The organism is Nocardia sp. NPDC051900, from assembly GCF_044452545.1.
Classification (GTDB): Bacteria; Actinomycetota; Actinomycetes; order Mycobacteriales; family Mycobacteriaceae; genus Nocardia; species Nocardia sichangensis.
This window is the reverse complement of record NZ_JBITBU010000007.1, coordinates 248,614-270,253: the sequence shown is the minus strand read 5'-3', so window position 1 is coordinate 270,253 and position 21,640 is coordinate 248,614. Positions and strand designations below refer to the sequence as shown.

General features: G+C 66.8%; 22 protein-coding genes, 1 tRNA gene and 2 pseudogenes. 16 read left to right on the top strand and 9 right to left on the bottom strand.

Going from position 1 to position 21,640, the window contains the following annotated elements; genetic code table 11:
• Nucleotides 1–55: 55 nt before the first annotated feature.
• Nucleotides 56–128: transfer RNA gene (locus ACIA5H_RS14240), tRNA-Ala, on the top strand.
• Nucleotides 129–289: 161 nt separating this feature from the next.
• On the opposite strand, the pseudogene ACIA5H_RS14235 reads toward ACIA5H_RS14240, so the two are convergent.
• From ACIA5H_RS14235 to ACIA5H_RS14220, 4 genes and pseudogenes are all read right to left on the bottom strand, one after another.
• Nucleotides 290–496 (bottom strand): annotated as a pseudogene (locus ACIA5H_RS14235) (tyrosine-type recombinase/integrase); the annotation flags it as partial.
• Between the two features lie 657 nt (nt 497–1,153).
• Nucleotides 1,154–1,747 carry a hypothetical protein gene (locus tag ACIA5H_RS14230; RefSeq protein ID WP_397076331.1) on the bottom strand — a complete coding sequence of 198 codons (594 nt, stop codon included), beginning with the start codon at nt 1,745–1,747 and terminating at the stop codon, nt 1,154–1,156.
• A 221-nt stretch (nt 1,748–1,968) separates the two neighbouring features.
• On the bottom strand, nt 1,969–3,228 hold the full coding sequence (locus ACIA5H_RS14225; RefSeq protein WP_397076328.1) for a helix-turn-helix domain-containing protein: 1,260 nt from the start codon (nt 3,226–3,228) through the stop codon (nt 1,969–1,971).
• 9 nt (nt 3,229–3,237) lie between these two features.
• Nucleotides 3,238–3,666 carry an NUDIX domain-containing protein gene (locus ACIA5H_RS14220; protein ID WP_397076326.1) on the bottom strand — a complete coding sequence of 143 codons (429 nt, stop codon included), beginning with the start codon at nt 3,664–3,666 and terminating at the stop codon, nt 3,238–3,240.
• 98 nt (nt 3,667–3,764) lie between these two features.
• Between ACIA5H_RS14220 and ACIA5H_RS14215 the strand changes: the two genes are divergently transcribed.
• From ACIA5H_RS14215 to ACIA5H_RS14205, 3 genes are read left to right on the top strand one after another with little or no spacing between them, the layout of a single operon-like run.
• A complete protein-coding gene (locus ACIA5H_RS14215; protein ID WP_397076324.1) occupies nt 3,765–4,499 on the top strand; it encodes a TauD/TfdA family dioxygenase in 735 nt (244 codons plus the stop codon).
• 10 nt (nt 4,500–4,509) lie between these two features.
• Nucleotides 4,510–4,755, top strand: a complete 246-nt coding sequence (locus ACIA5H_RS14210; protein WP_397076322.1) for a hypothetical protein — start codon at nt 4,510–4,512, stop codon at nt 4,753–4,755.
• Entirely contained in the window at nt 4,752–5,006 is a 255-nt protein-coding gene (locus ACIA5H_RS14205) for a hypothetical protein (protein ID WP_397076320.1), read from the top strand. Before ACIA5H_RS14210 ends, ACIA5H_RS14205 begins: the two co-directional genes overlap by 4 nt.
• Before the next feature lie 346 nt (nt 5,007–5,352).
• On the opposite strand, the gene ACIA5H_RS14200 is transcribed toward ACIA5H_RS14205, so the two are convergent.
• On the bottom strand, nt 5,353–5,997 hold the full coding sequence (locus ACIA5H_RS14200) for an HAD family hydrolase (protein WP_379250773.1): 645 nt from the start codon (nt 5,995–5,997) through the stop codon (nt 5,353–5,355).
• Nucleotides 5,998–6,536: 539 nt separating this feature from the next.
• On the opposite strand from ACIA5H_RS14200, the gene ACIA5H_RS14195 reads away from it, so the two are divergent.
• Nucleotides 6,537–7,484, top strand: coding sequence for an RDD family protein (locus ACIA5H_RS14195; protein ID WP_379250775.1), 948 nt, complete (start codon nt 6,537–6,539; stop codon nt 7,482–7,484).
• Between the two features lie 2 nt (nt 7,485–7,486).
• Nucleotides 7,487–8,080, top strand: coding sequence for a hypothetical protein (locus ACIA5H_RS14190; protein WP_397076317.1), 594 nt, complete (start codon nt 7,487–7,489; stop codon nt 8,078–8,080).
• A 60-nt stretch (nt 8,081–8,140) separates the two neighbouring features.
• On the opposite strand, the gene ACIA5H_RS14185 is transcribed toward ACIA5H_RS14190, so the two are convergent.
• A complete protein-coding gene (locus ACIA5H_RS14185) occupies nt 8,141–8,671 on the bottom strand; it encodes a hypothetical protein (protein WP_397076315.1) in 531 nt (176 codons plus the stop codon).
• Between the two features lie 758 nt (nt 8,672–9,429).
• Entirely contained in the window at nt 9,430–9,882 is a 453-nt protein-coding gene (locus tag ACIA5H_RS14180; RefSeq protein WP_355074583.1) for a hypothetical protein, read from the bottom strand.
• A 146-nt stretch (nt 9,883–10,028) separates the two neighbouring features.
• Between ACIA5H_RS14180 and ACIA5H_RS14175 the strand changes: the two genes are divergently transcribed.
• Nucleotides 10,029–10,655 carry a TetR/AcrR family transcriptional regulator gene (locus ACIA5H_RS14175; RefSeq protein WP_379250783.1) on the top strand — a complete coding sequence of 209 codons (627 nt, stop codon included), beginning with the start codon at nt 10,029–10,031 and terminating at the stop codon, nt 10,653–10,655.
• Here ACIA5H_RS14175 and ACIA5H_RS14170 read toward each other — a convergent pair.
• Nucleotides 10,639–11,304, bottom strand: coding sequence for a TetR/AcrR family transcriptional regulator (locus tag ACIA5H_RS14170; RefSeq protein ID WP_397076312.1), 666 nt, complete (start codon nt 11,302–11,304; stop codon nt 10,639–10,641). The genes ACIA5H_RS14175 and ACIA5H_RS14170 overlap by 17 nt on opposite strands.
• A gap of 101 nt (nt 11,305–11,405) precedes the next feature.
• Between ACIA5H_RS14170 and ACIA5H_RS14165 the strand changes: the two are divergent.
• The 3 genes and pseudogenes from ACIA5H_RS14165 (at nt 11,406) to ACIA5H_RS14155 (ending at nt 13,374) form a co-directional block, all read left to right on the top strand.
• Nucleotides 11,406–12,876: pseudogene (locus tag ACIA5H_RS14165) on the top strand (cytochrome P450).
• Nucleotides 12,873–13,055 carry a ferredoxin gene (locus ACIA5H_RS14160; RefSeq protein ID WP_355074575.1) on the top strand — a complete coding sequence of 61 codons (183 nt, stop codon included), beginning with the start codon at nt 12,873–12,875 and terminating at the stop codon, nt 13,053–13,055. The pseudogene ACIA5H_RS14165 and the gene ACIA5H_RS14160 overlap by 4 nt, the downstream one beginning before the upstream one ends.
• An 85-nt stretch (nt 13,056–13,140) precedes the next feature.
• Nucleotides 13,141–13,374, top strand: a complete 234-nt coding sequence (locus ACIA5H_RS14155) for a hypothetical protein (RefSeq protein WP_039801014.1) — start codon at nt 13,141–13,143, stop codon at nt 13,372–13,374.
• A 30-nt stretch (nt 13,375–13,404) separates the two neighbouring features.
• Here the strand turns inward: ACIA5H_RS14155 and ACIA5H_RS14150 are convergent, their stop codons facing one another.
• Entirely contained in the window at nt 13,405–14,142 is a 738-nt protein-coding gene (locus ACIA5H_RS14150) for a uracil-DNA glycosylase (RefSeq protein WP_397076309.1), read from the bottom strand.
• 360 nt (nt 14,143–14,502) lie between these two features.
• Here ACIA5H_RS14150 and ACIA5H_RS14145 point away from each other — a divergent pair, with 360 nt between their 5' ends.
• The 6 genes from ACIA5H_RS14145 to ACIA5H_RS14120 all read left to right on the top strand — a co-directional run bounded on the left by ACIA5H_RS14145 (nt 14,503) and on the right by ACIA5H_RS14120 (nt 21,630).
• A complete protein-coding gene (locus ACIA5H_RS14145) occupies nt 14,503–14,946 on the top strand; it encodes a GyrI-like domain-containing protein (protein WP_355074571.1) in 444 nt (147 codons plus the stop codon).
• Nucleotides 14,943–15,377 carry an effector binding domain-containing protein gene (locus ACIA5H_RS14140; protein WP_379250790.1) on the top strand — a complete coding sequence of 145 codons (435 nt, stop codon included), beginning with the start codon at nt 14,943–14,945 and terminating at the stop codon, nt 15,375–15,377. The genes ACIA5H_RS14145 and ACIA5H_RS14140 overlap by 4 nt, the downstream gene beginning before the upstream one ends.
• 248 nt (nt 15,378–15,625) lie before the next feature.
• Nucleotides 15,626–16,399, top strand: coding sequence for a hypothetical protein (locus ACIA5H_RS14135; protein ID WP_397076307.1), 774 nt, complete (start codon nt 15,626–15,628; stop codon nt 16,397–16,399).
• Complete coding sequence (locus ACIA5H_RS14130; RefSeq protein ID WP_397076305.1) at nt 16,389–18,524, top strand: Rv1355c family protein; 2,136 nt, start codon at nt 16,389–16,391, stop codon at nt 18,522–18,524. Before ACIA5H_RS14135 ends, ACIA5H_RS14130 begins: the two co-directional genes overlap by 11 nt.
• A gap of 67 nt (nt 18,525–18,591) precedes the next feature.
• Entirely contained in the window at nt 18,592–20,409 is a 1,818-nt protein-coding gene (locus tag ACIA5H_RS14125) for an EAL domain-containing protein (protein ID WP_355075033.1), read from the top strand.
• Nucleotides 20,410–20,502: 93 nt separating this feature from the next.
• On the top strand, nt 20,503–21,630 hold the full coding sequence (locus ACIA5H_RS14120) for a glycosyltransferase (protein ID WP_356963854.1): 1,128 nt from the start codon (nt 20,503–20,505) through the stop codon (nt 21,628–21,630).
• The last annotated feature ends 10 nt before the right edge of the window (nt 21,631–21,640 follow it).

Genomic DNA, 21,640 nt, shown 5'->3' with positions numbered 1-21,640 from the left:
GAGTCTAGGGGGCTGGCCTGATACAGTGTCACAGCGCGGTTCCCCGGAACCGCACGGGGCTATAGCGCAGTTGGTAGCGCGTCTCGTTCGCATCGAGAAGGTCAGGGGTTCGATTCCCCTTAGCTCCACAGTTGAAAAACACCGCCCGACCTGCGCAAAGGTCGGGCGGTGTTTTCGTTAGGGCGTGAGCGCGGCTAGCTCGCTGCCCACTTTTTGCCCACACTTGCGCGCGCCGCCCTGTCCAAAGCATCCGATACGGCTTCAGATCATCCGGGAAGAGATCGGCGTAGGTGTCGAGCGTCATCGCGGCCGACTGGTGGCCGAGCATGGTCTGAACTGCCTTCACATTCGCCCCGGCACTGATCGAGAGCGACGCCGCCGTGTGGCGCAAGTCGTGCGGCATGATCGTCGAGAACTCCGGGGTCTTCAACTTCGCCCGCTGCGCTTCCTTCGTCCGCTGGCGCAGCGCCGCACCCTTGCGTCGAGTCACGGCCATAGCGAACACGCGCGGCCGATAGTTGCTCACTCGTAGTCGGCCCCGGCGGCGCAGCGGCCAAGCGCCGCGCGATCGGAGGCGTATCGCTGCGCGTCACCGTCAAGGATGCGTTTACCCCTGGTAAGGGCGGTTCGGCATGGTTGATGGTGAACAAGGACCGCCACGGCGGACTACGCCAGCACTGCCCCACCGGCGGCAAGGAGCCGCTGCGGGATTGTTTCGCCTCGAACCCGGCTCACGCGGCGATGGCGTCCTCGAGGCCGTCATCCGTGCCCCTCAAGCCGGTGACCGCCCACCAACCGACTTCTCCATCACAGGTACCGATCCCGACCGAATCGCCGCCGACACAACCGAACTCAATCGGCTCGACCCACCACCAAAGTCCAGACGTGAAGTGCAAGACCGGCTCGGCTGGGGCAGTGACCATGCGACGAGGGCGCTGCGCAGCTGGCGCGCACAACGCGAGGACTCATGACGCCGCGCATCATCCGCCCTAAGGGGGTTGAAATCTCTGCGTTATGCGCAGCGGACCACGTCGCGGTGTCGAAAGTTCTCCACGCTCAACTCGAAACACAGGGGGTATCCCACAATGACTGTTGCACAGAACCTGCAACAAGCAAAGAGACGACGGGAGTCGAGACTACCTGAGGCCAGCGCTCATTCGTCAGCGCGCAGCGCACGACGGAAACGTGCTCGGATGGGGTTGATGCGTTGGCCTGGGTCGGACTGGCCAAGTCGGTGCATCTCGGTGTTCGCCACCTGCGCAAATTGCTCGGGTAGTTTCGCCATCGTGTCCAAATAGCCATCGAGCTCACCCCACAGCTTGCCTCGGCTGCTATCTTCCGCCAGGTTTCGGGCGGTGTAGTACATGTCGATCACTATGGACTGCATCTCTTTGCATTGCTCAGCTGTTTTACGGGCATTGAGCATATTGAGCACTGCGATGTTCGCGCCGAGTTTGCGTATGTACTCATCAGTCGCCGCTACGAGTTCACCGGCTGCCGCGCTGACCTCGCCACGCCCAGCTTTGATACCGAGCAAGTACAAGTTGTGATACTCGTCATGCGCAAGTAGAGCAGTCTCGGTCGCCTCAGCGCACTGACGGAGCACCGTTTCCCGCTGCCACTTTCGGTACTCACGCTCGTCGGCAGCGGCAATTGCAGCTCGGTTCGTGCGATTGTTGATCCGGACGCCGACGAGCGTCACGGAGGCGATGACGAGCGAGCTGATCAGCGGGAGCCACGGAGTCACCCGCACAGCATCGCACCGGGAGCCGACACTCCCGCAAGAAGATCCGGATCCCTAGGGCCTGACTCGTTGGCGGCAGTCAAGAAGCATTTTTTGTACGGTCTCGAAAAGCTGGGCGTGCCTGCATCGATGAGCTCGGCAGCTATGCCCAAAGCGCTTCAGCCAGGGGAGAGGGAAGTTCCTTGGCTGCCGCCCCCGAGACAGGGTCGGGGTGCACTTTCCGGCTAAGAAGAGGTCACCAGCGCCGACCGAATGCGACGCATAGCCGCTTGCGCTTCGCTGGTCAGCTCGTGCATGCCGGACTTGACGGTCGCGCGGATGACTCGCTGGATCTGGTGCGGCAGGCGGTGGTGCTCAGCCGATCGTATGGCGTCGACGAATGCGTCTGTGGCGCTGTCGGTCTCATTGACTGCGGTAAGCACTTCGCCGGTCGTGACGCGTTCGATAATCCGCCACTGTGGAGCTGAGGGGGTGCCGACAGGAGTGCCTACGAGGCGGCCTGCTTCTGCTGTTCGGCCGGTCCCAAGTAGGCCGCGTATCTCTATTTCGTGCAGTGTGAACGGCTGGAACAACAAGCCGCTGTGTGCGTTTCGCTCTAGTAGGTGCTGGTACTGCTGTAGGGCAAGGTCGAAGTGTGCGCCGTCGCCGAGTTCTCCTATAGCGCGACATAGGAACGCAAGAGCCGCACCTCGGTCAGCCGGATCGGCCGAAAGTGCAAGCGACTGTATCAACCTCGCCACACCCGCACCGATATATCCGGCCTTACGCAACTCGTTGCCGTGCATCCGGAGCGTGTGAGCCTGGAAGGCAGGGTCGTTGAGGCGAGAGGCTATCCTGACCGCTTGTCCTGTCCAGCGTGCGGCCGATGCCAAGCGCTCCTCGGGTAGGACCGTACCCAGTGACACACCAAGTGCTACCCGCGCTTGCGCGAGCAGGATGAGGCTGTCTCGCTCCATTCGGCCTTCAGCCGCTCTGGCTTCCAGCCGTGCGACCAGTGGCCAGAGTTCGTTGACGGCCTCGACAGCATGTCCGGACTGACGCGCGATTTCGGCGAGTCTGATCGTGCTGTCGCCGAATTGGAGCATCGCACGGTATTCGGCGTCATCCACTCCGGTGACCCCGAGGACATGCGTGGGCAACGCCAGCCGAGCGGCGATATGGCGGCGCGATGCCACATCGGTTATCGCCCGGCGGCCGGTCTCGAGCATTGACACGTAGGACTTGTCGTAGCCGAGCAATTCCGCCAGTGCGATTTGGTTGAGCCCGTTTATCCGCCGGTAAGTGCGCAGGATTGTCGGTAGGTCGCGAGTCGCTATCGCCGTCGCTGCCTCCGGCGCGGCCCATAGCCAGACGGCAGAGACGATCGGTACGGCACGAACCGGCGGTGAGGGTGGACCGTTGTTCGCGGCGCAGGTGGGGCACACAGATTCGGCCGCGTAGCGGCTTATCGTGACGCCGCACGCCTGACATCTGCTGCCGTCCACAGTGTCTCCCTAGACGTTCTCCGCCGCGCGGAGCTGAGCGAACCAGGTCATGATGGACCGCTTGTAGCCATCGGGCATGTTCAATCCGGCGATTTCGTCCTCTCCGAACAACCCGACTTCCTTGTGCTCGTGCGACAGCACCGGATCGGCGTCGGTATCCGGGTAGCACCCGTACGTCACGATGAAGACGTGTTTCTCGGCCTCGTTGATGTAGTAGACCCACGAGTCGAGAATCGGCCCGGTGGTGACCGGCCACTGCGTCTCCTCGGTGATCTCACGGGCCACGCATTCCTCGGGCGTCTCGTCCGGCTCGATCCGGCCGCCCGGCAGTTCCCACTCCTCGCGCTCGTTCTTAAGCAGCAGCACCCGACCATCACGAACGACAACGCCCTTGATGGAGATCGAGTACATGTGCGGCACGTATCCGGAGGCAGTCATAGCGGCGACGCTAGCACCGGCGCAGGGCCGATACAGCCGGTTGCGCGGTGACAGTCTGTCAGTGGACGAGCCCGCGGAGCTGAGCGCACGGTTGATCCATGTTCGTGGACTTACAGCATGAGTGGGCAGCAGGGGTAGCCGCAAAGCTGGCTGCGGATGGCTTGGCCCGGTTCGACGGAATTCGCACGCGGGCGCAATTGGTCGCCCTGGGGGCGTCTCTCGGTCGCGTTGTCCCGCACAGGGATAGCGGACCCGACGGCGTGACAACGTTGACGCACCGCGGAAAGCTCGGCAGCCGTGTCGGTTTCGAGGGTTTCGGCAACGGAGCTCTCCTTCCGCACACAGACCGATCGGGGTTATCGGAACCACCGGCGCTATTGATGGTGGTGTGCGGACGCAAGGGCGAGGGCGGCAACTGCATCGTCATCGACGGGCGGAGGGTGTACCTCGACCTCGTGGCAACCAATCGAGACGCTGCACAGGTACTTTCGCAACCGAGGACGGTCCTCTTCGGAGGCGCAACGGGCTATCTGGGTTCGATATTCGAGCACGCCGTCGACGCGCGGATTCGGATTCGATATCGGCGGGACGAACTAGCCACGTTCTCCCCTGAAATCGTCCGATGGCTGCCCACTCTGAGCGATGCCGTGGAACGCCACACAATTCAGTTCGGGTTGGAGCCCGGTCAGGGATATGTGCTGCACAACCACCGCTGGTTGCACGGGCGTGCGCGGTTCACCGGCGACCGAGTCATATACCGGCTCAGTCTGAATCCACACGAAGAGTTCGCGATTCCGTCAGGCTTTGCGGCACCGAACAACGTGGGGGGGTAAGGCAATGAACGTGGATTACGACACCGTGCGGATGTCGATTCGGTTCGAGAATGGCTCGGACAATCCGAACGATTATCCCTATTACGATCATTGCGCGTTCGACCCTGGCCCGCTCACCACGGAGCAGGCGCACCGGCTGTTGCAGACCCACTTGCACAACGACTCAGTGCAGTGCAGGCAGAAGCGTGCGGCGCTGAGCACCCTGGAGGCTGCCGGACGCTTGCATCGCGCAACCCGATCGGTAGCCGGATCGTGAGCGACGCAAGGTGGCTTCCCCGGCGCGGCAAGCTCGACGCTCAGCAGCTCGCGGAGGCCGAAGCGATCCTGCGTGAGGCCAGCCGAGCGGATCTGGAGACTCTGTCGCGCGTGGCCGCCGAACTACGTGAGCAGACGGAGAAACCTCGTCTCCAAACCGAGATCGACGGAGTAGTTGCCCAGTACTGGGCAACGCATCCGGAACGCCGGAGAGGGGGTGAGAGTGCCGGAGAGTCGAACGCCGGACGGTAGTCGACTCGGATACGTCATCGAACGCCCCGCCTCGGTGCCCCTCGGCGGGGCGTTCATCTGCCCATGTGTTGCCCACAATTGCCTACGAATCAGCGCGATTCAGCGTGAATCACAGTGATGCGATTTCGCAGGTAGACAGCTACTTTCGATACTGGCCAGCGGCTCCCCGTCTCGTTCGCATCGAGAAGGTCAGGGGTTCGATTCCCCTTAGCTCCACCAAAGGCGAGTGCTCGGGTAGAGCACTCGCCTTTTTGTTTCTGTGTGGTGTCTGGCCGGGCTCGTGTCCACCACCGAGCGGCAGCGGTGCTGCGCCGACCCCGGAGATTCTGTGCGAACCCGCGGGGACCTACGCGGCGATGGTGGTGACGCGGAGGTGCGCCGCGATATCGGTGGGGGAGCCGGTGTAGTGGAGGGTGCGTAGGCCGAGGCTTGCGGCGGCTTGGCAGTTGTCGGCGCGGTCGTCGACGAACAGGACGCGACTGGGGTCGTGAACTCCGGTCGCGGCGAGGGCGTTTCGGTAGGTGTCGGGGTGGGGTTTGTTCATGCCGAGGCGGGCCGAGTAGAGGGCGTCGGTCATCAGGGTACGCCAGTCGGAGGCGTCGAGGGCATCGCCGACCGGGTGGGGTGCGTTGGAGAGCAGCACCATCGGGAGATCTGCCCGACGGGCATGGTGGAGGAGGGCTACGACGCGGTCGTCGGTCCGGGTCCACAGCGCGGTGTCGACGGCGCGCAACTGGGTGAGCAGTTCCGGGTCCGGGCGATGGCCGAGCACGGTGGTCCAGAAGTCCGCGTCGTCGAAGTCGCCGGAATCGTAGGGTTCGCGGGCGCTCCAGAAGACATTTTGGAAGAGCTCGAGCTGGTCTGCGTGCCATCCGGCGAGTTCGGCGAGCTCGCTCCACATGGGAACAGTGGGCTGCAGGCCGATGACGCCGTTGTAGTCGAAGATGACCGCGTCGAGTTCCACGGACTGGTGCGGTAGTGCAGTAATCACCGGTGCTCCAAGGCTTGATGGGACGGACGGCCACGCCTGCGAGGACAGGGTGGCAGGCATGAGGGGATGCCGTGGGTATGACGATTCCCGCCTCCTTCCATGACGGAAGAGGCGTGCGAACTGTGGATCGAAGGAAGGTTCCGCGAGTCAAAGGCTGGAGGTGGTGCGCGACGCTGCGCGAACAAGCCGAAACCTACCAAGGGGTACGTCGGGGTACCACTCGAGACGGGCCTTGGTGATCCGCTCCACAAAGTGCCGTCCGCAGGTCTCACCGGCGTCGGAATCGAGATCACTCACCGAGGTCGGCCGACAGTCTGCGCACGAATAACGTTCGGCGCTTGTCGTTCTCGGAGATGCGCAGTGCGTCGGGAGCCGCCGTCGGGCCCCATGGGCGGCAGGTCGAAACGCGATCGAACCGGGGCGGCTCGCTGACCGTCGGTCGAACGATGGATACCGGAACAACGTTGTGAGCTGCGACGATTCGTGCCGGAGTCGCCCCGGAGCGGGTGCCGTGTCGATTCGTGATGGAGGTGCTCGGGATGGCCGACGGGCAGGGGGCTGGGGACCTGGTTCCGGCAGGGCGGCGGGCGGCGGCTTGGGGGGTGGATTTCGGTCTCGTGCTGGGGTTGGCGGTGTTGTTGGGAGCGGTGACGCACTATCGGATCGCCGATTACCTTTCGGGCTGGGCGGATCTCGCTGGGACCGGCGTCTGGGATGTGATTCAGTCGAATGGGAACTGGGGTGGGGCAGGCAAGACGTTCGGTATGGAAGTCGTGCATACGGTGCTCGTCTTCATCATCGAAGCATTCGGCGCGTTGATCGCGGCGACGTTCGCATATCAGTTCGCTGGATTGGCTTGGCAAGGACGGACTTTGGGCAAAGCCCTGCTCGATCTCCGAGTGGGGTCGGTGCGCGGCGGCGAGGACCGACTGGGGCGGGGGCAGGCGGCGCGGCGCGCTTTCGTGGGCACGATGACCGACGTCGGGCTGTACTCGTGCGCGTGCATCGCGCTATTGGCGGGCCGGTTCCTTCTGTCCTTCGTGCTGTGGCTGATCGCGATCGTGGTCTTGGTGATCAACGCGGTGTGCGTCTTCGGTTCGAGTCGCCGCTCCCTGGTCGATCGCGTCGCGGGAACCGTTGTCGTGCAGGCCGGAGTGTTGCGGAAGTCGTTGGAAACGGCCAGGGACCACGTGGTTGTGCAGCGCGGAATTCAGGGCGCGCAGGATGGGATCGAGCACATCCAAACGGCGACACGGCAGATAGCACAGCTTGCCACCCCCGAGCAGATGCGGCAGCTGCGCGATTCCGAACGGGCCGCGCAACTGCGCGAACTCGGGCAAGACGTCGGGCGTCGGACCGCGGAGTCGGCTCGGCGGGCGATCGCATCGGAACGTGGTCAGCAGGCGCAGCGTGTGGCCAAGCGGGCTGGTGCGGGGCTGCGGGGAGCATACGAGCGGCGTCGTGGCACTGGGAACCGTGAGGGATGACGATGGACTACTTGTCCGAGGACGATTACTCCGCCACGATCGGCGCCGACCGCCTCACCGTTATGTTGCGCAAGGCGGAAGGGGCCGCGAAAAGCTTGCGGGCGAGCAACTGCGCGCCGGAGATCTGGAAGCTGCGCGAGTGGAATCCGGTCAACCTGTCGGCCGTGTTCACCGGATGGAAGCTGCGGACCTATCGTGGCAACGATTGGGAGGACGGTGGCGGGCGGTATCGCCACATCGTCAGCGAGTTGATCGTCAGTTTGCTCGACGAATCCGGTGCGGTCTACCGGGGTGTATTGGAGCAGCGCAAATACACCGCGGATCTACCTGCCGCTTCCGCACGCAGCTGGGAATTCACGGTGTGGAACGAAGGCATGCTGACCTCGTGCAACAGAGTCGAGTCCGTCGATCAGGTGGTGGCGATGGAACGGGGTCATCGCGGGTATGACCCGGTCGCGCCCGGCGGCTTCTGCGACTCGATCAGCGCCGACTTGGACCAGTTGGTGACCCGCCGCCCGCCGCGCGAACGACCTTCCGCCGTGAGTCGGCCGAGGGAAGCGCCCAAGAAGGCGCGCTCATGGTCGAGGTGGTTCTGATACCGGGCAGCCCGCTCGCGTAGGCGAAGGCGCCGAGGAATCCCGCGCCTGCCTGCCCTCTCAGGCGGTGGCGGTTCGCAGTGCGAACCATCCCGTGCCGGGGTCGGCGTAACCGTGGTACATCAGGCGCACTCGCTGATCGACTTCGAAGAGGCGATAGACCGCGAGCATGGCGCGGGCGGTCGCTTCCTGCTGGAAGTCGTCGATGCGGCGGTAACCGATCGGGTGCTCGGGTAGCAGCTCCAGGCGGGCGAGTTCGGTGGGATCGGTGACTTCCAGGCCCATCGGTGCGGCGTCGGTGATGTGGTGGTCGTGCAGGATGTCGTGGATCCGGTGCGGGTCGGGGCGGCCGGAGCGGAATCGGTGGACTTCGGCGCGCAGCGCTGGACCGGCGGGCTCGTTCTCGACCACGTCGATCAGCTCGGGATCGACGCTCGGTGTTCCGGTGTCCTCGGCGATCGGGGTTTGCTCGAGCAGGTGCAGCATGTTGCCGCCGGGAATCAGTGGCTCCGGGGCGAGGAACAGGGTGACCGTCGGGCAGACGCAGCCCTGGCCGAGCAGACAGACGCGCATGTGGAACGAATCGGGCATGCGGCCCTCCTCCATCGGGACGGGCCGTGGGTAGGCGGCCCTTGCTGGATCGGGACTTCGTGTTGTGCCGATCGCGGAATCGCCTTGGCGCTTCGACGGTCGACCGTGCCGCAGTTTCCCAGTCTAGGAGCCGAGCACTGCCCGCGCATCGGCATCTTCCGCCTCGGTTCGCGGAAACATGGAGCCAGGAAAAGCAGGCGCGGGATGATGATCAGCCGGGCAGCTGGCAGAGTCCGAGGGTCTTGCTGCGCAGGGCTCCGAGGCTGATCTTGTCGCCGCCCGCGCCGGTGGCGCGAAGGGATTCGATGTCGGCGAATCCCGCATGGGAGGCGTTGTCGTTCTAGGCGTAGACGGTGCCGTCCGGGGCGATGAACACGGCGACATCGCCGGGGCGGCATTCCAGGGTGCCGTGGTCGACGGTGAGCGGCCACAGATAACCCATGTTCTCGCTGCCTATCGCTTGGCTGCTGGAGGTGGGTGGCGGAAGGGGTGACGGCGTGGGGTGCGCGGGATGCTTCGGGCCTGATCCGCTGCCGCATGCCGAGGTCGCCAACGCACCGGCGATGGCGCAGGCGACCAGTATTCGCGCGCGATACCTTGCCCCTGTATCGAGAGCAGCGGTTTCCTTTGCCACGGTCATCTGTATTCCCCCCCTTTTACAGCGCGCCTTCCCCAGGCGCTCTACAAGCAGCCTACTGGCCGAATCCGCCTCGGCGCCAGCGATATCGGATGCGGCGGTGGAGGGGCGCAACCGCCGCTCAGCTGATCCGTATCTCGACCGGCGGAGCCGCTACGTGCGGATAGTCGGTGGTCACGTCGACCCGCACTCGACCCGGGCCGGTGGGCAAGGCGGCGAAGACGGTCGCGGCCGGCTGATTCCGAGCGGTCTTGTCGCTGACGGGCACGGCCACCGTGCCTGCCGCGCCGGTGTCGAGGTTGCGCCAATTGGCGAACGCCGTGAAGGTGCACGGCATGCCCATCGGCGTGTCGCTGACGAAGCTGATGCCGAAACGGGCCGCCCCGGGCATTCCGGCGGGCGAGGAGACGCCTGCTCTGCCTTCGCCGTAGCAGGTGTCGCCGAAGGTGCGGATGACTCCGATGTTCACGAATGCGGGTTCGTCCGCGGTCGCCGGACCCGCCGACGCCGCGAACCCGCCGACGCACAGCGCCGCGATCAGGGCGCTTCGCCCGACCAACTGCCTGTTTCGCACTGCCGATCACGCTCCTTCTTCGTCGAATCGAGCACTCTCGGACGGTCATTGTGCCCCGTTCGTCGCCGTTCGCGGTTCGATCGCGCGGCACGTCGTCGCGTGTCGACCCGGCACGCGAGCGGCGCACCCACGCATAGCATCGGAGTGTGGAGCGAGGATCGTTGCTGAAGGCTCGGGCCGGCGGGAAACTGCACGGCGGCAATCACGGGATCGCGCCGGAAGAGGTGGTGGCCGCGCAGCGGGCCCGCATGCTGGTGGCGATGATCGAGGCGGCCGCGGACAAGGGCTACGCGGCGGCGACGGTGGCGGACGTGCTGAAGCGGGCCGAGGTGTCCAGGATGACCTTCTACCAGCACTTCGCGAACAAGGAGGCGTGCTTCCTCGCCGCCTACGACATGGCCGTGGAGATCGTGATGACCAGGATCACGGGCGCGCTCGCCGCTGACGGCACGCCGCTCGAGCGGATCGATCGGGCACTCGACGCCTACTTCTCCACCCTCGCGCAAGAACCACAGGTGGCGAAGGTCTTCCTGGTGGAGGTGTACGCGGCGGGAAGGCCGGTGCTGGAGCGGCGGTTGGCGACCCAGGCAGCTTTGGTGGACGGTTTCGCCGAGGCGCTCGGCGCGACGCGCCCGCATCAGCAGCTGGCGGGCGAGGCGGTGATCGGCGCGGTCGTCTCGCTGGCGACCAACCGCGTCGTCGCAGGGGACTTCGCCGCGCTGGCCGGGTTGCGCGAGCCGCTGATGTCGTCGCTGATCAGGAATCTGGTGTGAGGCCGGACAGTCGTCCGGCGACCGCGGGCAGCCGATCCAGCATCGCCACGGTGAAATCGGCCAGCAGCGTGATCAGCCCGTCGCGGTCGACGTCGAGCCCCCCGTCCAGCCAGACGAGAACCAGTTCCGCCGCGCCGCCGGTGATCAGCTGGGAAGTCGCGGCGATCGCGGTGTCCTGCCCTTCGGGCAGCTCGAGCACCAGGCGGGTCTGCTCGATGATGACGTCGGCGACCTGACGCATGCCCGCGAACCGGCTGCGCATGAGCGCCTCGTCGCCGTAGGTCTGGGCGAACGCCACTTTCGCGCGTCGCGGATCGTCGGTGAGTTCGACGATGAGGGCCGCCACTCCGGCGCGGATCCGGTCGGCGGGCGTGCCCGTGGTCTCGGCGATGGCGGCCTTCGCCCGGTCCAGCGCCGCCTGCTGGATCTCCACCAGCACCCCGGAGGCCAGCGCATCGCGGTCGGGGAACGCCTCGTAGAAGAAGCGCGGGCCGACCTTGGCTTGTTCGCATACCCCGCGCACGGTCAACGCCGACAGTCCCTGTGTGCCGATGATGTCGAGGGCGGCGTCGAGCAACCGCCTGCGCCGGTCCTCGCGGCGCTCGGCCGTGGAGGCTCCGCGGTAGGTGCCGCTGACGGTACGGGTCACCACGCCAGCTTGGCACAGCCAAAATTGGGAAACAACCGTTTACGGAAACGATGGTTTCCTCTATCGTCGGACTATCGCAGTGTCGCGAAGGGAAGACGGTCATGAGTCTGCTTGTGCCCCAGTCGTTCGATGAGATCTCCGGCACGATCCGCCAGGCGCGGACCACCTGGGCGTGGCACGCGCAGCGCGCGGCCGCGCGCGCGGTCGCGCATTACCCGGCGCAGGTGCGGCCGCTGGCCGATCCGCCGCCGGGCAGCGGACTGAAACCGGTGCTCGGTGACTTCGGGCTCCCCGGAATCGGATACACCTTGCACGCGTTGGCCGACCCGATCCAATTCGCGCGGAAGCGTTTCGACCGCTTCGGCCCGGTGCAGTGGTTCGGCATGCTCGGTCGGCGCATGGTCACCTTCGGCAGTCCGGAGGGCTACGAGGCGGTGATGCTGGACCGCGACAAGGTGTTGTCGGCGCAGCGCGGCTGGGAGTGGCTGATCGGCCCGTTCTTCCGCGGAGGTCTGCTACTGCGCGATTTCGACGACCACCTCTTCCATCGGCGCGTGATGCAGCAGGCCTTCACGCGGCCGCGGTTGATCGGATACCTCGACCTGACCACGCCTCGGATCACCCGCGGCATCGCGCAGTGGGAGCCCGCCGACGATTTCCCGGTCTACCGGTCGATCAAGAAACTGCTGCTCCAGCAGGCCACCGAAGTCTTCGCGGGCGCCGAATCCGGCGCGGGCTCGGCACGATTGGAGCGCGCTTTCGAGGACGCGGTGCGCGGCGGGGCCGCCTTGATCCGGGCGAACGTGCCGGGCGGTGTGTGGGCCCGCGGCGTGCGCGGCCGCCGGGTGCTCGAGGAGCACTTCCGCCGCGAGTTGCCCGCGAAGCGCGCGGGCGGCGGCAGCGATCTGTTCAGCGTGCTGTGCCGGGCCCGCACCGCCGACGGCGATACCTTCACCGACGCCGAGGTGATCGAGCACATGATCTTCGTGATGATGGCGGCCCACGACACCAGCACCATCGCCGCGTCCATGCTGGTCTACGAACTCGGCAGGCACCCCGAATGGCAGGAGCGGCTGCGCGCCGAATCCGTCGCGCTGGGCAAACCGGCGCTGGACTACGACGATCTCGACCGCCTGCCCTCGCTCGATCTCGCGTTCAAGGAAGCGCTGCGGGTCTACTCGCCGGTGGCCCAGCAGGTCCGCGAGACCATCGCCGACGCCGACATCCTCGGCTACTACCTGCCGAAGGGGACGTTCATCCTCTGTGGCACGTACGGGCTGATGCGCAACGAGGAGTACTGGCACGATCCCGATACCTTCGACCCGGAACGTTTCGCCGAGCACCGTCGGGAGGACAGATCGCACCGCTTCGCCTGGGCGCCTTTCGGTGGCGGGGCGCACAAGTGCATCGGCCTCTACTTCGGCGGCATGACCGTGAAAGCCGTAGTGCATCAAATGCCTGTTGCGGTATCGCTGGAGCGTGCCGGACGGCTACCAGCTGCCACTGGTCGCCGGAACCGGACCGGTGCCCGCCGATGGTCTGCCCATCCGGCTGGAGCGGATCGTCCGATGAGGATCATCGCCGACCGAATCGTCTGCGCGGGGCACGGCATGTGCGAAGCGCTGGCGCCGGATCTGTTCCGGGTCGGCGCGGACGGGATCGTCGTGCCGCCCGACACCGTCACGAGCGATCGGGAGCTGCTCGAGCTCGTCGTCGACAGCTGCCCGGTCGCGGCGCTGCGGCTGAGCTGAGGTCTCCCGGCTCGTTTCGCGTCCTCGGCGCTGGGTACCGCGAACTGCGATATTCGAGCCCATCGACGCGAGAGGACCACATCTCATGGCCACCTGCGATACGTGCGGAAACGAGTACGACAAGACGTTCACCATCACCCGCGACGGCCAGTCCGCCACCTTCGACAGCTTCGAATGCGCGATCACCGCCATGGCCCCGACCTGCACGCACTGTTCCTGCCGGATCGTCGGGCACGGTGTGGAGGCGCGTGGAGACTACTTCTGCTGCGCGCATTGCGCCCACGAAGCGGGTCATCCGGCCCTGGTCGATCACGTCTGAACCCGCTGCCGAGCGGCGATGGGCGACCGATCACCCGCGCGGCGCGTGGCTTCGCCGCACCTCGAGCCCCGCGACCCGCGCCGCTTCGGCCAGCACCGCTTCGAGCATCGCCGGAGTGAGTCGTCCGGTGAAGGTGTTCTGCTGGCTGACGTGGTAGCAGCCGAACAAGTGCAGCGGACCGCGGCCCGCCTCGGCGGCGGCCAGTTCGACGTGTGTGCCGTGGCCGAATTTCGGTCGCGGTCGCGGCACGGTCCAGCCCGCTTCGGCCAGCACCGGAAGCAGCGCCTGCCAGCCGAACGCGCCGAGCACAACCACCGAGCGGACGGTGGGCGTCAGCAGCCGCAGTTCGGTCGCCAGCCAGTGTCCGCAGCGATCTCGCTCCTCCGGCGTCGGCTTGTTGTCCGGCGGCGCGCAGTGCACGGGAGCGGTGACCCGCACGCCGTGCAGCCGCAGGCCGTCGTCGACGCTGATCGCGGTCGGCTGGTTGGCCAGACCGACCGCGTGCAGCGCCGCGAAGAGCACGTCGCCGCTGCGGTCGCCGGTGAACATGCGGCCGGTCCGGTTGCCGCCGTGCGCCGCGGGCGCGAGTCCGACGAGCAGCATCCGCGCGTCCGCCGGACCGAAGCCGGGCACGGGACGGCCCCAATACGTCTGGTCGCGGAAGGCGGCGCGTTTCTGTCGCGCGACGAGCTCGCGCCAGGCGACCAGACGCGGGCAGGCGAAGCAGTCGGCGACCGCAGCGTCGAGTTCGGCGATGGTCCGGCACACGTCAGCACCGGCCGTACGAGGCGGTGGCGTAGTCCCATACCGTGCGGCGCCCGAGGGCGTAGCAGTGTCGGTCGGAGATCGGTGTCTCGTGCATCAGAACTCCCTTCGGTGGTGCAAGGGGAGGGACGAACCGGGCGATCGTGCCCACGGTGCGCCGACGCGACCGGCCGGTGCCGTCGATCGTTGATCGGTCCCGTCCGGACGGTACCGCTTCGGACATCTGTCCAGTTCAGCGGGGTGATCGAGCGGCCGCCGGGCGCGATATGTGATCGGTACCACCCGGTCGGGGTTGGTAGCATGGCGGTTCCGACCGACCGGATGCGGTGGTTCACCTCCGGCTTCTTTCGAAAGAGTCTTTCCATGCAGTTTGAGATCGTCGAGCGGGACGAGACGTGGGTTGCCGGGCTGCCGGTACGCAGCCCCAAACGTGCGCTCGGGGAACTGCGTGACCGGGATCTGGAGGCCGCCTGGGCGGCGGTGTTGCACCAGGAACTCGGCGGCCCGTTGGCCAGCGCCTACACCGACTACACCGGTGAGCTGGGCACGTACAACACCCAGATCGTCGGCTATCAGTGCGCGTCCTTCGCCGACGTCACCCGCGGTCACCTGGTCGCCCGGCTGCCGCGCGGCGCCTACGCACGGTTCTCCTCGGTCGGTAACTTCCCGCAGGTGATGACCGACCTGTGGACGCAGATCGCCTACGCCGAGGAACACAACCAGATCAAGCGGACCTACACCGGCGATTTCGAGTGCTACCCGCACGCCTACAAGATCGATCTGTACCTGGCGGTCGACGCGCGATGAGTTATGCGATCGTGGTGCGTGCCGAGGCGGTCTACGGCGGGCTGGTCGTCCCGCGCGTGCGCCCGAGCTTCAAGGTCAGCAACAGCGACCTCATCGAGTTCCTCAAGGACCGCCTGCGGGACCGGGACGGCGTGGACCGTCCGATGTACACGGTGTACGTGCCGGATCCGGCCGGAAACTACAACGCTGTGGTCTGTTTCGAGTACCCCGCGCCGGACGCGGTGCCGGTGGGTGACGTCTTGGTGCGTGTCCCGAAAGGCGTCTATGCCCGGTTCGCGCCGAACGGCGACTATCACGATCCGGTAGAGGACGTCTGGGCGCAGGTCGACGACGCGACGGCGTCCGCCGAGATCACCCGGGCCTACCGTGAAGAGATCGAGATCTGGCACGCCCCGGAATCGGTCGAGTTGTTCATTTCTATCCTCGTTTAAATTGCTAATCGGTAACTGACCTCGAACCGACTGGTCTCCATGTTATTTCCGATTTCGAATACGCCTGTTCTGACCTGCGGAAATATGGCGTGTACCACAGAGTTTTCGGAAGATTAACCGGACGGCTGGTCAATTCCTGTCCGATGACGGATACTGCCCTGGGCAACTTCGTCTCGGCTCGGGGCCGCGGAGGGCTGCATCGGGCTGGACTATCGCGCATGGCAGCGCGGCGATGGAGTAGGAACAACATGACTGTGGATCTGATTGCAGTCGTGCCGAGGAACTCCCGTGGGCGGGGAGTGCGACGGTATTACGACGCGCAATCCGAGTGTGCGTTCTTTGTCTCCGAACCGGGCGTGCAGCCGGAACTCTGGGACCGGTATCTGCACGGGGCGCGTGACGTTTACCGGCATTTCGGAGTCGAACACGCGCTCGAATACGAAACGGTCGCCGACGGTGCGTCCTCGGCGCTGTTCTTCGCCGCGCTCGACGCCGACGGCGACATGGTCGCCGGGGTGCGGATGCAAGGTCCGTACACCGACGCGCGGCAGGCGCACGCGCTGGTCGAATGGGCCGGTCAGCCGGGCGCGGACGACTTGCGGCAGATGATCGCCGACCGGATACCGCAGGGCGTGATCGAGGCCAAAGGCGCGTGGGTCGCTCGCGATGCCGCCAACCGGGGCGAACTCGGCGCGGCGATCTCGCGCACCGTGCTGCACGGCGCGCGCCTGCTCGGCGCCCGCTACGGCTTCGCGACGGTGGCCTCCTTCACCGTGGCCCGCCACGAGGCGTGCGGTGCGGTTGCGGCCGAGCGCATTCCCGCGGTGCCGTATCCGGACGAGCGCTACCGAACCGTTCCGCTGTGGTGGGATACCCGGAGCTATGCCGCCTGGGCTGAGGAAGCGCAGCGATCCCTGACCCAGCGCGAACAGGACGCGCTCGGCCTGTCGACCGCGCGTACGCCCGATGTGCGATGCGGGATCGGGCGGCCGACGGAGGGCCGGCGCGGACATGGGCGATGACCGGAGCCGAGCGGCGGACCACCGGCCGCTGATCATCGACCCCGCCGATCCGGAGGACGCGCGGATACTCGCCGCGCTGCGCGCCGACCCGCGCATCGAAATCCTCGATCTGCGTGCGTCGTTGCGCGCCGAATACGGCAGAATGGTTGCCGCGCCCGATATTCCGGAGGGGCCCGAAGCGGATCGCTGGATCTACTATCCGTGGCGCGCCGCGGTGGTCGGATTGCCGGGGCCGCGTACTTTCCGGATGATCCGGCTGGATCGTAATCGGAACAAACTGACCAGAGCCGAACAGGACCTTCTGGCCGAACGCACGATCGGGATCGTGGGACAAAGCGCCGGGCACGCGATCGCGCATCTGCTCGCCATGGAGGGCGTTTGCGGCGGATTGCGCTTGGCGGACCTGGACGATATCGAGTTGTCGAATCTCAACCGGGTCGCAGGGACGCTGTTCGACATCGGCGTCAACAAAGCGGTGGTAACCGCACGCCGTATCGCCGAGTTGGACCCTTATCTCCCGGTGCAGATCTTCGCGGCCGGGGTCGACGAGAATTCGGTGGACGAATTCCTGGACGGACTCGCGATCGTGGTCGAGGAATGCGATTCGCTCGATATGAAACTCGTGATTCGCGAGGCGGCGGCCCGGCATCGCATTCCCGTACTGATGGAAACCAGTGACCGTGGTTTGCTGGACGTCGAGCGTTTCGATCTCGAAGCCCGCCGTCCCGCGTTCCACGGATTGCTCGGCGAGGTCAGCGCCCGGGATTTGCGGGGGCTGACCTCGCGGGAGAAGGCGCCGTACGTGGTGAAGCTGCTCGGCGCCTCCGGGCTGTCGCCGCGGCTGGGCGCGAGCCTGGTCGAAGTCGGCGAGACGGTGAACAGCTGGCCGCAGCTGGCCGGTGACGTCGGCCTCGGCGCCGCGAGCGTGGCCGCCGCCGTGCGGCGCATCGGACTGGGGCTGAAGCTGGATTCCGGTCGCGTCCGGATCGATGTGGAACGGCATCTCGACGAGCTGGCCGACCCGCCGCCGAACGACGAGCCGGTGTGGGCCGATGCGCCGCCCGAGCCCGCTACCGGGCCCATCGAAAGCGTCCTCGCCTGCGCGCAACGGGCTCCATCCGGGGGAAACATGCAGCCTTGGTCGTTGCGGGCCGGCGCGGAGCACATCGCCATCGAGCTGGCGCCCGAGTGCAGCACGGCAATGGACATCGGCTATCGCGGCAGCGCCGTCGCACTCGGCGCGGCCGTCTACAACGCGCGGGTCGCCGCGGCCGCGCACGGAATCCTCGGCCCGCACGAGTTCGTCGAAGGAGCGCCGGGGTCCGGTCGTCTCGTCGCCAGCTTGCGGCTGGGGAACGATCGCAGTGCCGAGCTGGCGGCCGACTATCCCGCCGTCCTGCGACGCGAGACCAACCGCAGGGTCGGCACCGGGGCCCCGCTGGCAGACGGCGTACTCGCCGCGCTCACGGCGGCCGCCGAATCGGCCGGTGCGCATGTGCGCGCCGTCGTGGAACGGGAGGACATTGAGGAAGCTGCGAGGTTGCTGGGGGATTCCGATCGGGTCCGCTATCTCACGCCCCGCTTATACGAGGAAATGCTCGCCGAAGTCCGTTGGGCGGACGACACGCCGGAGACCGGAATCGATGCGCGCAGCCTGGAACTGACCGACGACGAATGGGCGGCATTCCAGATCACCACCCGCGCCGACGTCATGGCGCAGTTGCGGTCCTGGTCGGGTGGAGCGGCGCTGGGGAAATACACCGGTGACCGGGTGCGGTCCAGCTCCGCCATTCTGGCCGTGACATTCGACGCGGCCGACCCTCGATTGACCGACTACGCGGCGGCGGGCGCGGCGGTCGCGCGGGTTTGGGTGCGGGCCGAGCGCCTCGGATTGTGCGTGCAGCCGATTTCCCCGGTATACCTCTACGCCCGACGCCATGCGGAACTTGCAGCGATTTCCCCCGACTTCACGGATACACTAACGTCACTTCAGGGCCGTTTCCTGGACCTGCTGGAAGTGCCTGAGCATGAGACCATGGCGTTGGTGCTTCGCCTGAGCTACGCCTCCGCCGCCACCGTACGCAGCAGGCGGCGTCCGGTGCTCGGTGTGGACACCAGTAGTTAGCGCGATCGGAGACAATGTGCCACGGCGGACACTCGACTCGTTGGTGACCCAGGTCGCCTCTGAGCTCATGGGTGTGGACGCCACGACCATGGTCGCCGCCACCGAACGCGTGCTCGCGCAACTGGTCGAGTACTTCGACGTGGATTTCAGCTACGTGCGGCACACCGACCGCGAACGCCGGGCAACCGTGCTCATCGCCGAGTGGCCGCACCGGCAGAACATTCCGGATCCCGATCCGCTCGGCGTGATCTACTTCGACGGCGCCGACCCGGTGTTCCGCGCACTGGAGAACGCGACCGAGCCGATGGTCGCGCGCCCGACCCCGGAATTCGCCGACTACCAGGAGACCGTGCGCCGTGGTTCCGGCATCGTCGGGGTGACCTCGGCGGCGGTACCGCTGATGTCGCGTGGCGAGCCGACCGGTGTGCTCGGGTTCGTCAAGTCGGGCGATCGAGAGTGGAGCAATCGCGAACTCAACGTGCTCAAAGCCATCGCGGCGCTGTTCGCGCAACTGCAAGCGCGGGTGGTCGCGGAGGAACGTCTCCGATACATCGCGCTGCACGACGACTTGACCGGTCTGGCCAACCGGCGCGCGCTGCTCGAGCACATGGAGGAGCGATTACGCGCGGGAAGCCCCGGCCCGGTGGCCGCTTTCTTCCTCGACCTGGACCGCTTGAAAGCACTCAACGATTTCCTCGGTCACACCGCAGGGGACAACTTCATCCGCACCTTGTCGACGCGCCTGCGGGAGAACCTGGACCCGAACGACATGATCGCCCGACTGGGCGGCGACGAATTCGTCATCGTTCCCGCCAAGCCGATGGACGCGGTGGCCGCCGAGTACGAGGCGAACCGCATCCAGCAGTTGATCGCGCGGCGCGTCACCGTCGGCGGCGAGTCGGTCAGCCGGGGCGCCAGCGTCGGCGTCGCGCTCGGCTTCCCCGGTGAGACGACGGTCGCCGACGTGCTGCGCCGCGCCGATCACGCGTTGTTGTCGGCGAAATCGGGCGGCGGCAACGGCGTCGCGGTGTTCACCGACACCATGCGCGCGCAATTCGAACTCCAGGACGACGTGGAGCTCAACCTGCGCGGCGCGGTGTCGGACGGCTCGCTGCTGCTGCACTACCAACCCGAGGTGGATCTGCGCACCGGCCGCATCGTCGCGTTGGAGGCGCTGGTTCGCTGGCTGCACCCGACCAGGGGATTGCTGCCGCCCGCCGCGTTCGTCACCGTCGCCGAGGCCACCAACCTGGCCGGCGAACTGGGCCGCTGGGTGATCCGGTCGGCGTGCGCGCAATTCGCCGAATGGCGCAGGCGCGGTCTGGCGGGCAACGTCGTGATGCGGATCAACGTGTCGCCGGTGCAGTTGGTGAGCCTCGATTTCGTCGAGCGCATCGAGGACATCCTGCGCCTGTTCGGCATCGACGGCAGCTCGGTGTGCCTGGAGATCACCGAGCACGTCGTGGTCCAGGACCTGGCCCGGACCCAGGTCACGCTGCGCGGACTCAAGCGGATGGGCGTGCAGATCGCCATCGACGATTTCGGCACCGGCTACAGCTCGCTGTCGCATCTGAAGGCGCTGCCGGTGGACGCGGTGAAGATCGATCGGGGTTTCGTGCAGCGGCTCGGCGCCAGCACCGACGATCTGGCCATCGTGAAATCCATCATCGGCCTGGCAGGCTCGTTCGGCCTGGGCGTCGTCGGGGAAGGCGTCGAGACGGCGGTCGCCGCGCGCACCTTGGTCGGCCTCGGCTGCTACCGCGCGCAAGGCTTTCTGATCGCGAAGCCGATGCCCGCCGAGCAGGTCGAGACGCACCTCACCGCGGGCCGGATCCCGCTTGATCTCGATCTTCCGCGGGCCGGGCGCGGGCTGCCCGCGCACTGAGATCACCGCGACAGCCGCCGGTTATCCGGTTCTTTCACGGCCGTTCACGCACCGTTGGGCACGGGTAACCCGATCCGCTGCACGATCGGCCACGTGCGCATAGTTCAGCTTGCGAACTTCTACGGCCCGCGGTCGGGTGGGCTGCGCACGGCGCTGCACCATCTGGGCGAGGGTTACGTCGCCGCGGGACACGACGTGGTGCTGATCGTGCCGGGCCCGCGCCGGTCCGAGGAGATCCTGCCCACCGGCGTCGTACGGATCACACTGCCCGCGTTGGCCATTCCGTGGACCGGGGGTTACCGTGCCGCGGATCCACGCCGGGTGGCCGACGTCCTGGACGGATTGCGGCCCGACGTGCTGGAAGTCTCCGACCGGCTGACGCTGCGCGGATTCGGCCGCTGGGCGCGGCGGCGCGACGTGGCAGGCGTGATGATCTCGCACGAGCGGCTCGACCGGCTGCTGGGGCAGGTGCTGCCCGGCCCGGTGGCGCGGCGCTGCGCCGACGTGGCCAACCGGCACACCGCCACCGACTACGACATCGTCGTGTGCACCACCAGCTTCGCTCGCGAGGAGTTCCTGCGCATCGACGCGCGGAACGTGGAGCTGGTACCGCTCGGCGTCGATCTCGATCTGTTCAACCCGCACCGGCGCGATCGCAGGCTGCGCGCCGATCTGGGGGTGCCGGGTCATCCGCTGCTGGTGCACTGCGGCCGGTTGTCGGTCGAGAAGCGGGTGGATCGCAGCATCGAGGCGGTCGGCGCGTTGCGGGAGGCGGGTATCGAGGCGCGATTGGTCGTCGCCGGGGACGGCCCGCGCCGCGACGCGTTGCAGCGGCGGGCCCGCACGCTGGCCCCGCTGCCTGGCGGGGTGCCCGCCGTGCACTTCACCGGCTTCATCGCCGAGCGCGCGATGGTCGCCAAACTGCTCGCCACGGCGGATGTCTCGCTGGCGCCCGGTCCACACGAGACTTTCGGCCTCGCGGCGCTGGAAGCGCTCGCGGCGGGCACGCCCGTGGTGGCGAGTCGATCCTCCGCGCTGGCCGACATCGTGACCGCCGACTGCGGCGCGGTGGCCGCCGACCATCCGTCCGCGTTCGCGCGGGCGGTCAGCGACGTGCTGGCCATGCCGCAGGCCCGCAGGCGCAGCGCCGCGCGCAGCCGGGCCGAGCAATTCACCTGGCCGCGAGCCGTCGCGGGCATGCTCGCGGTTCTGGGTCGTTAGCGGCGTCCCG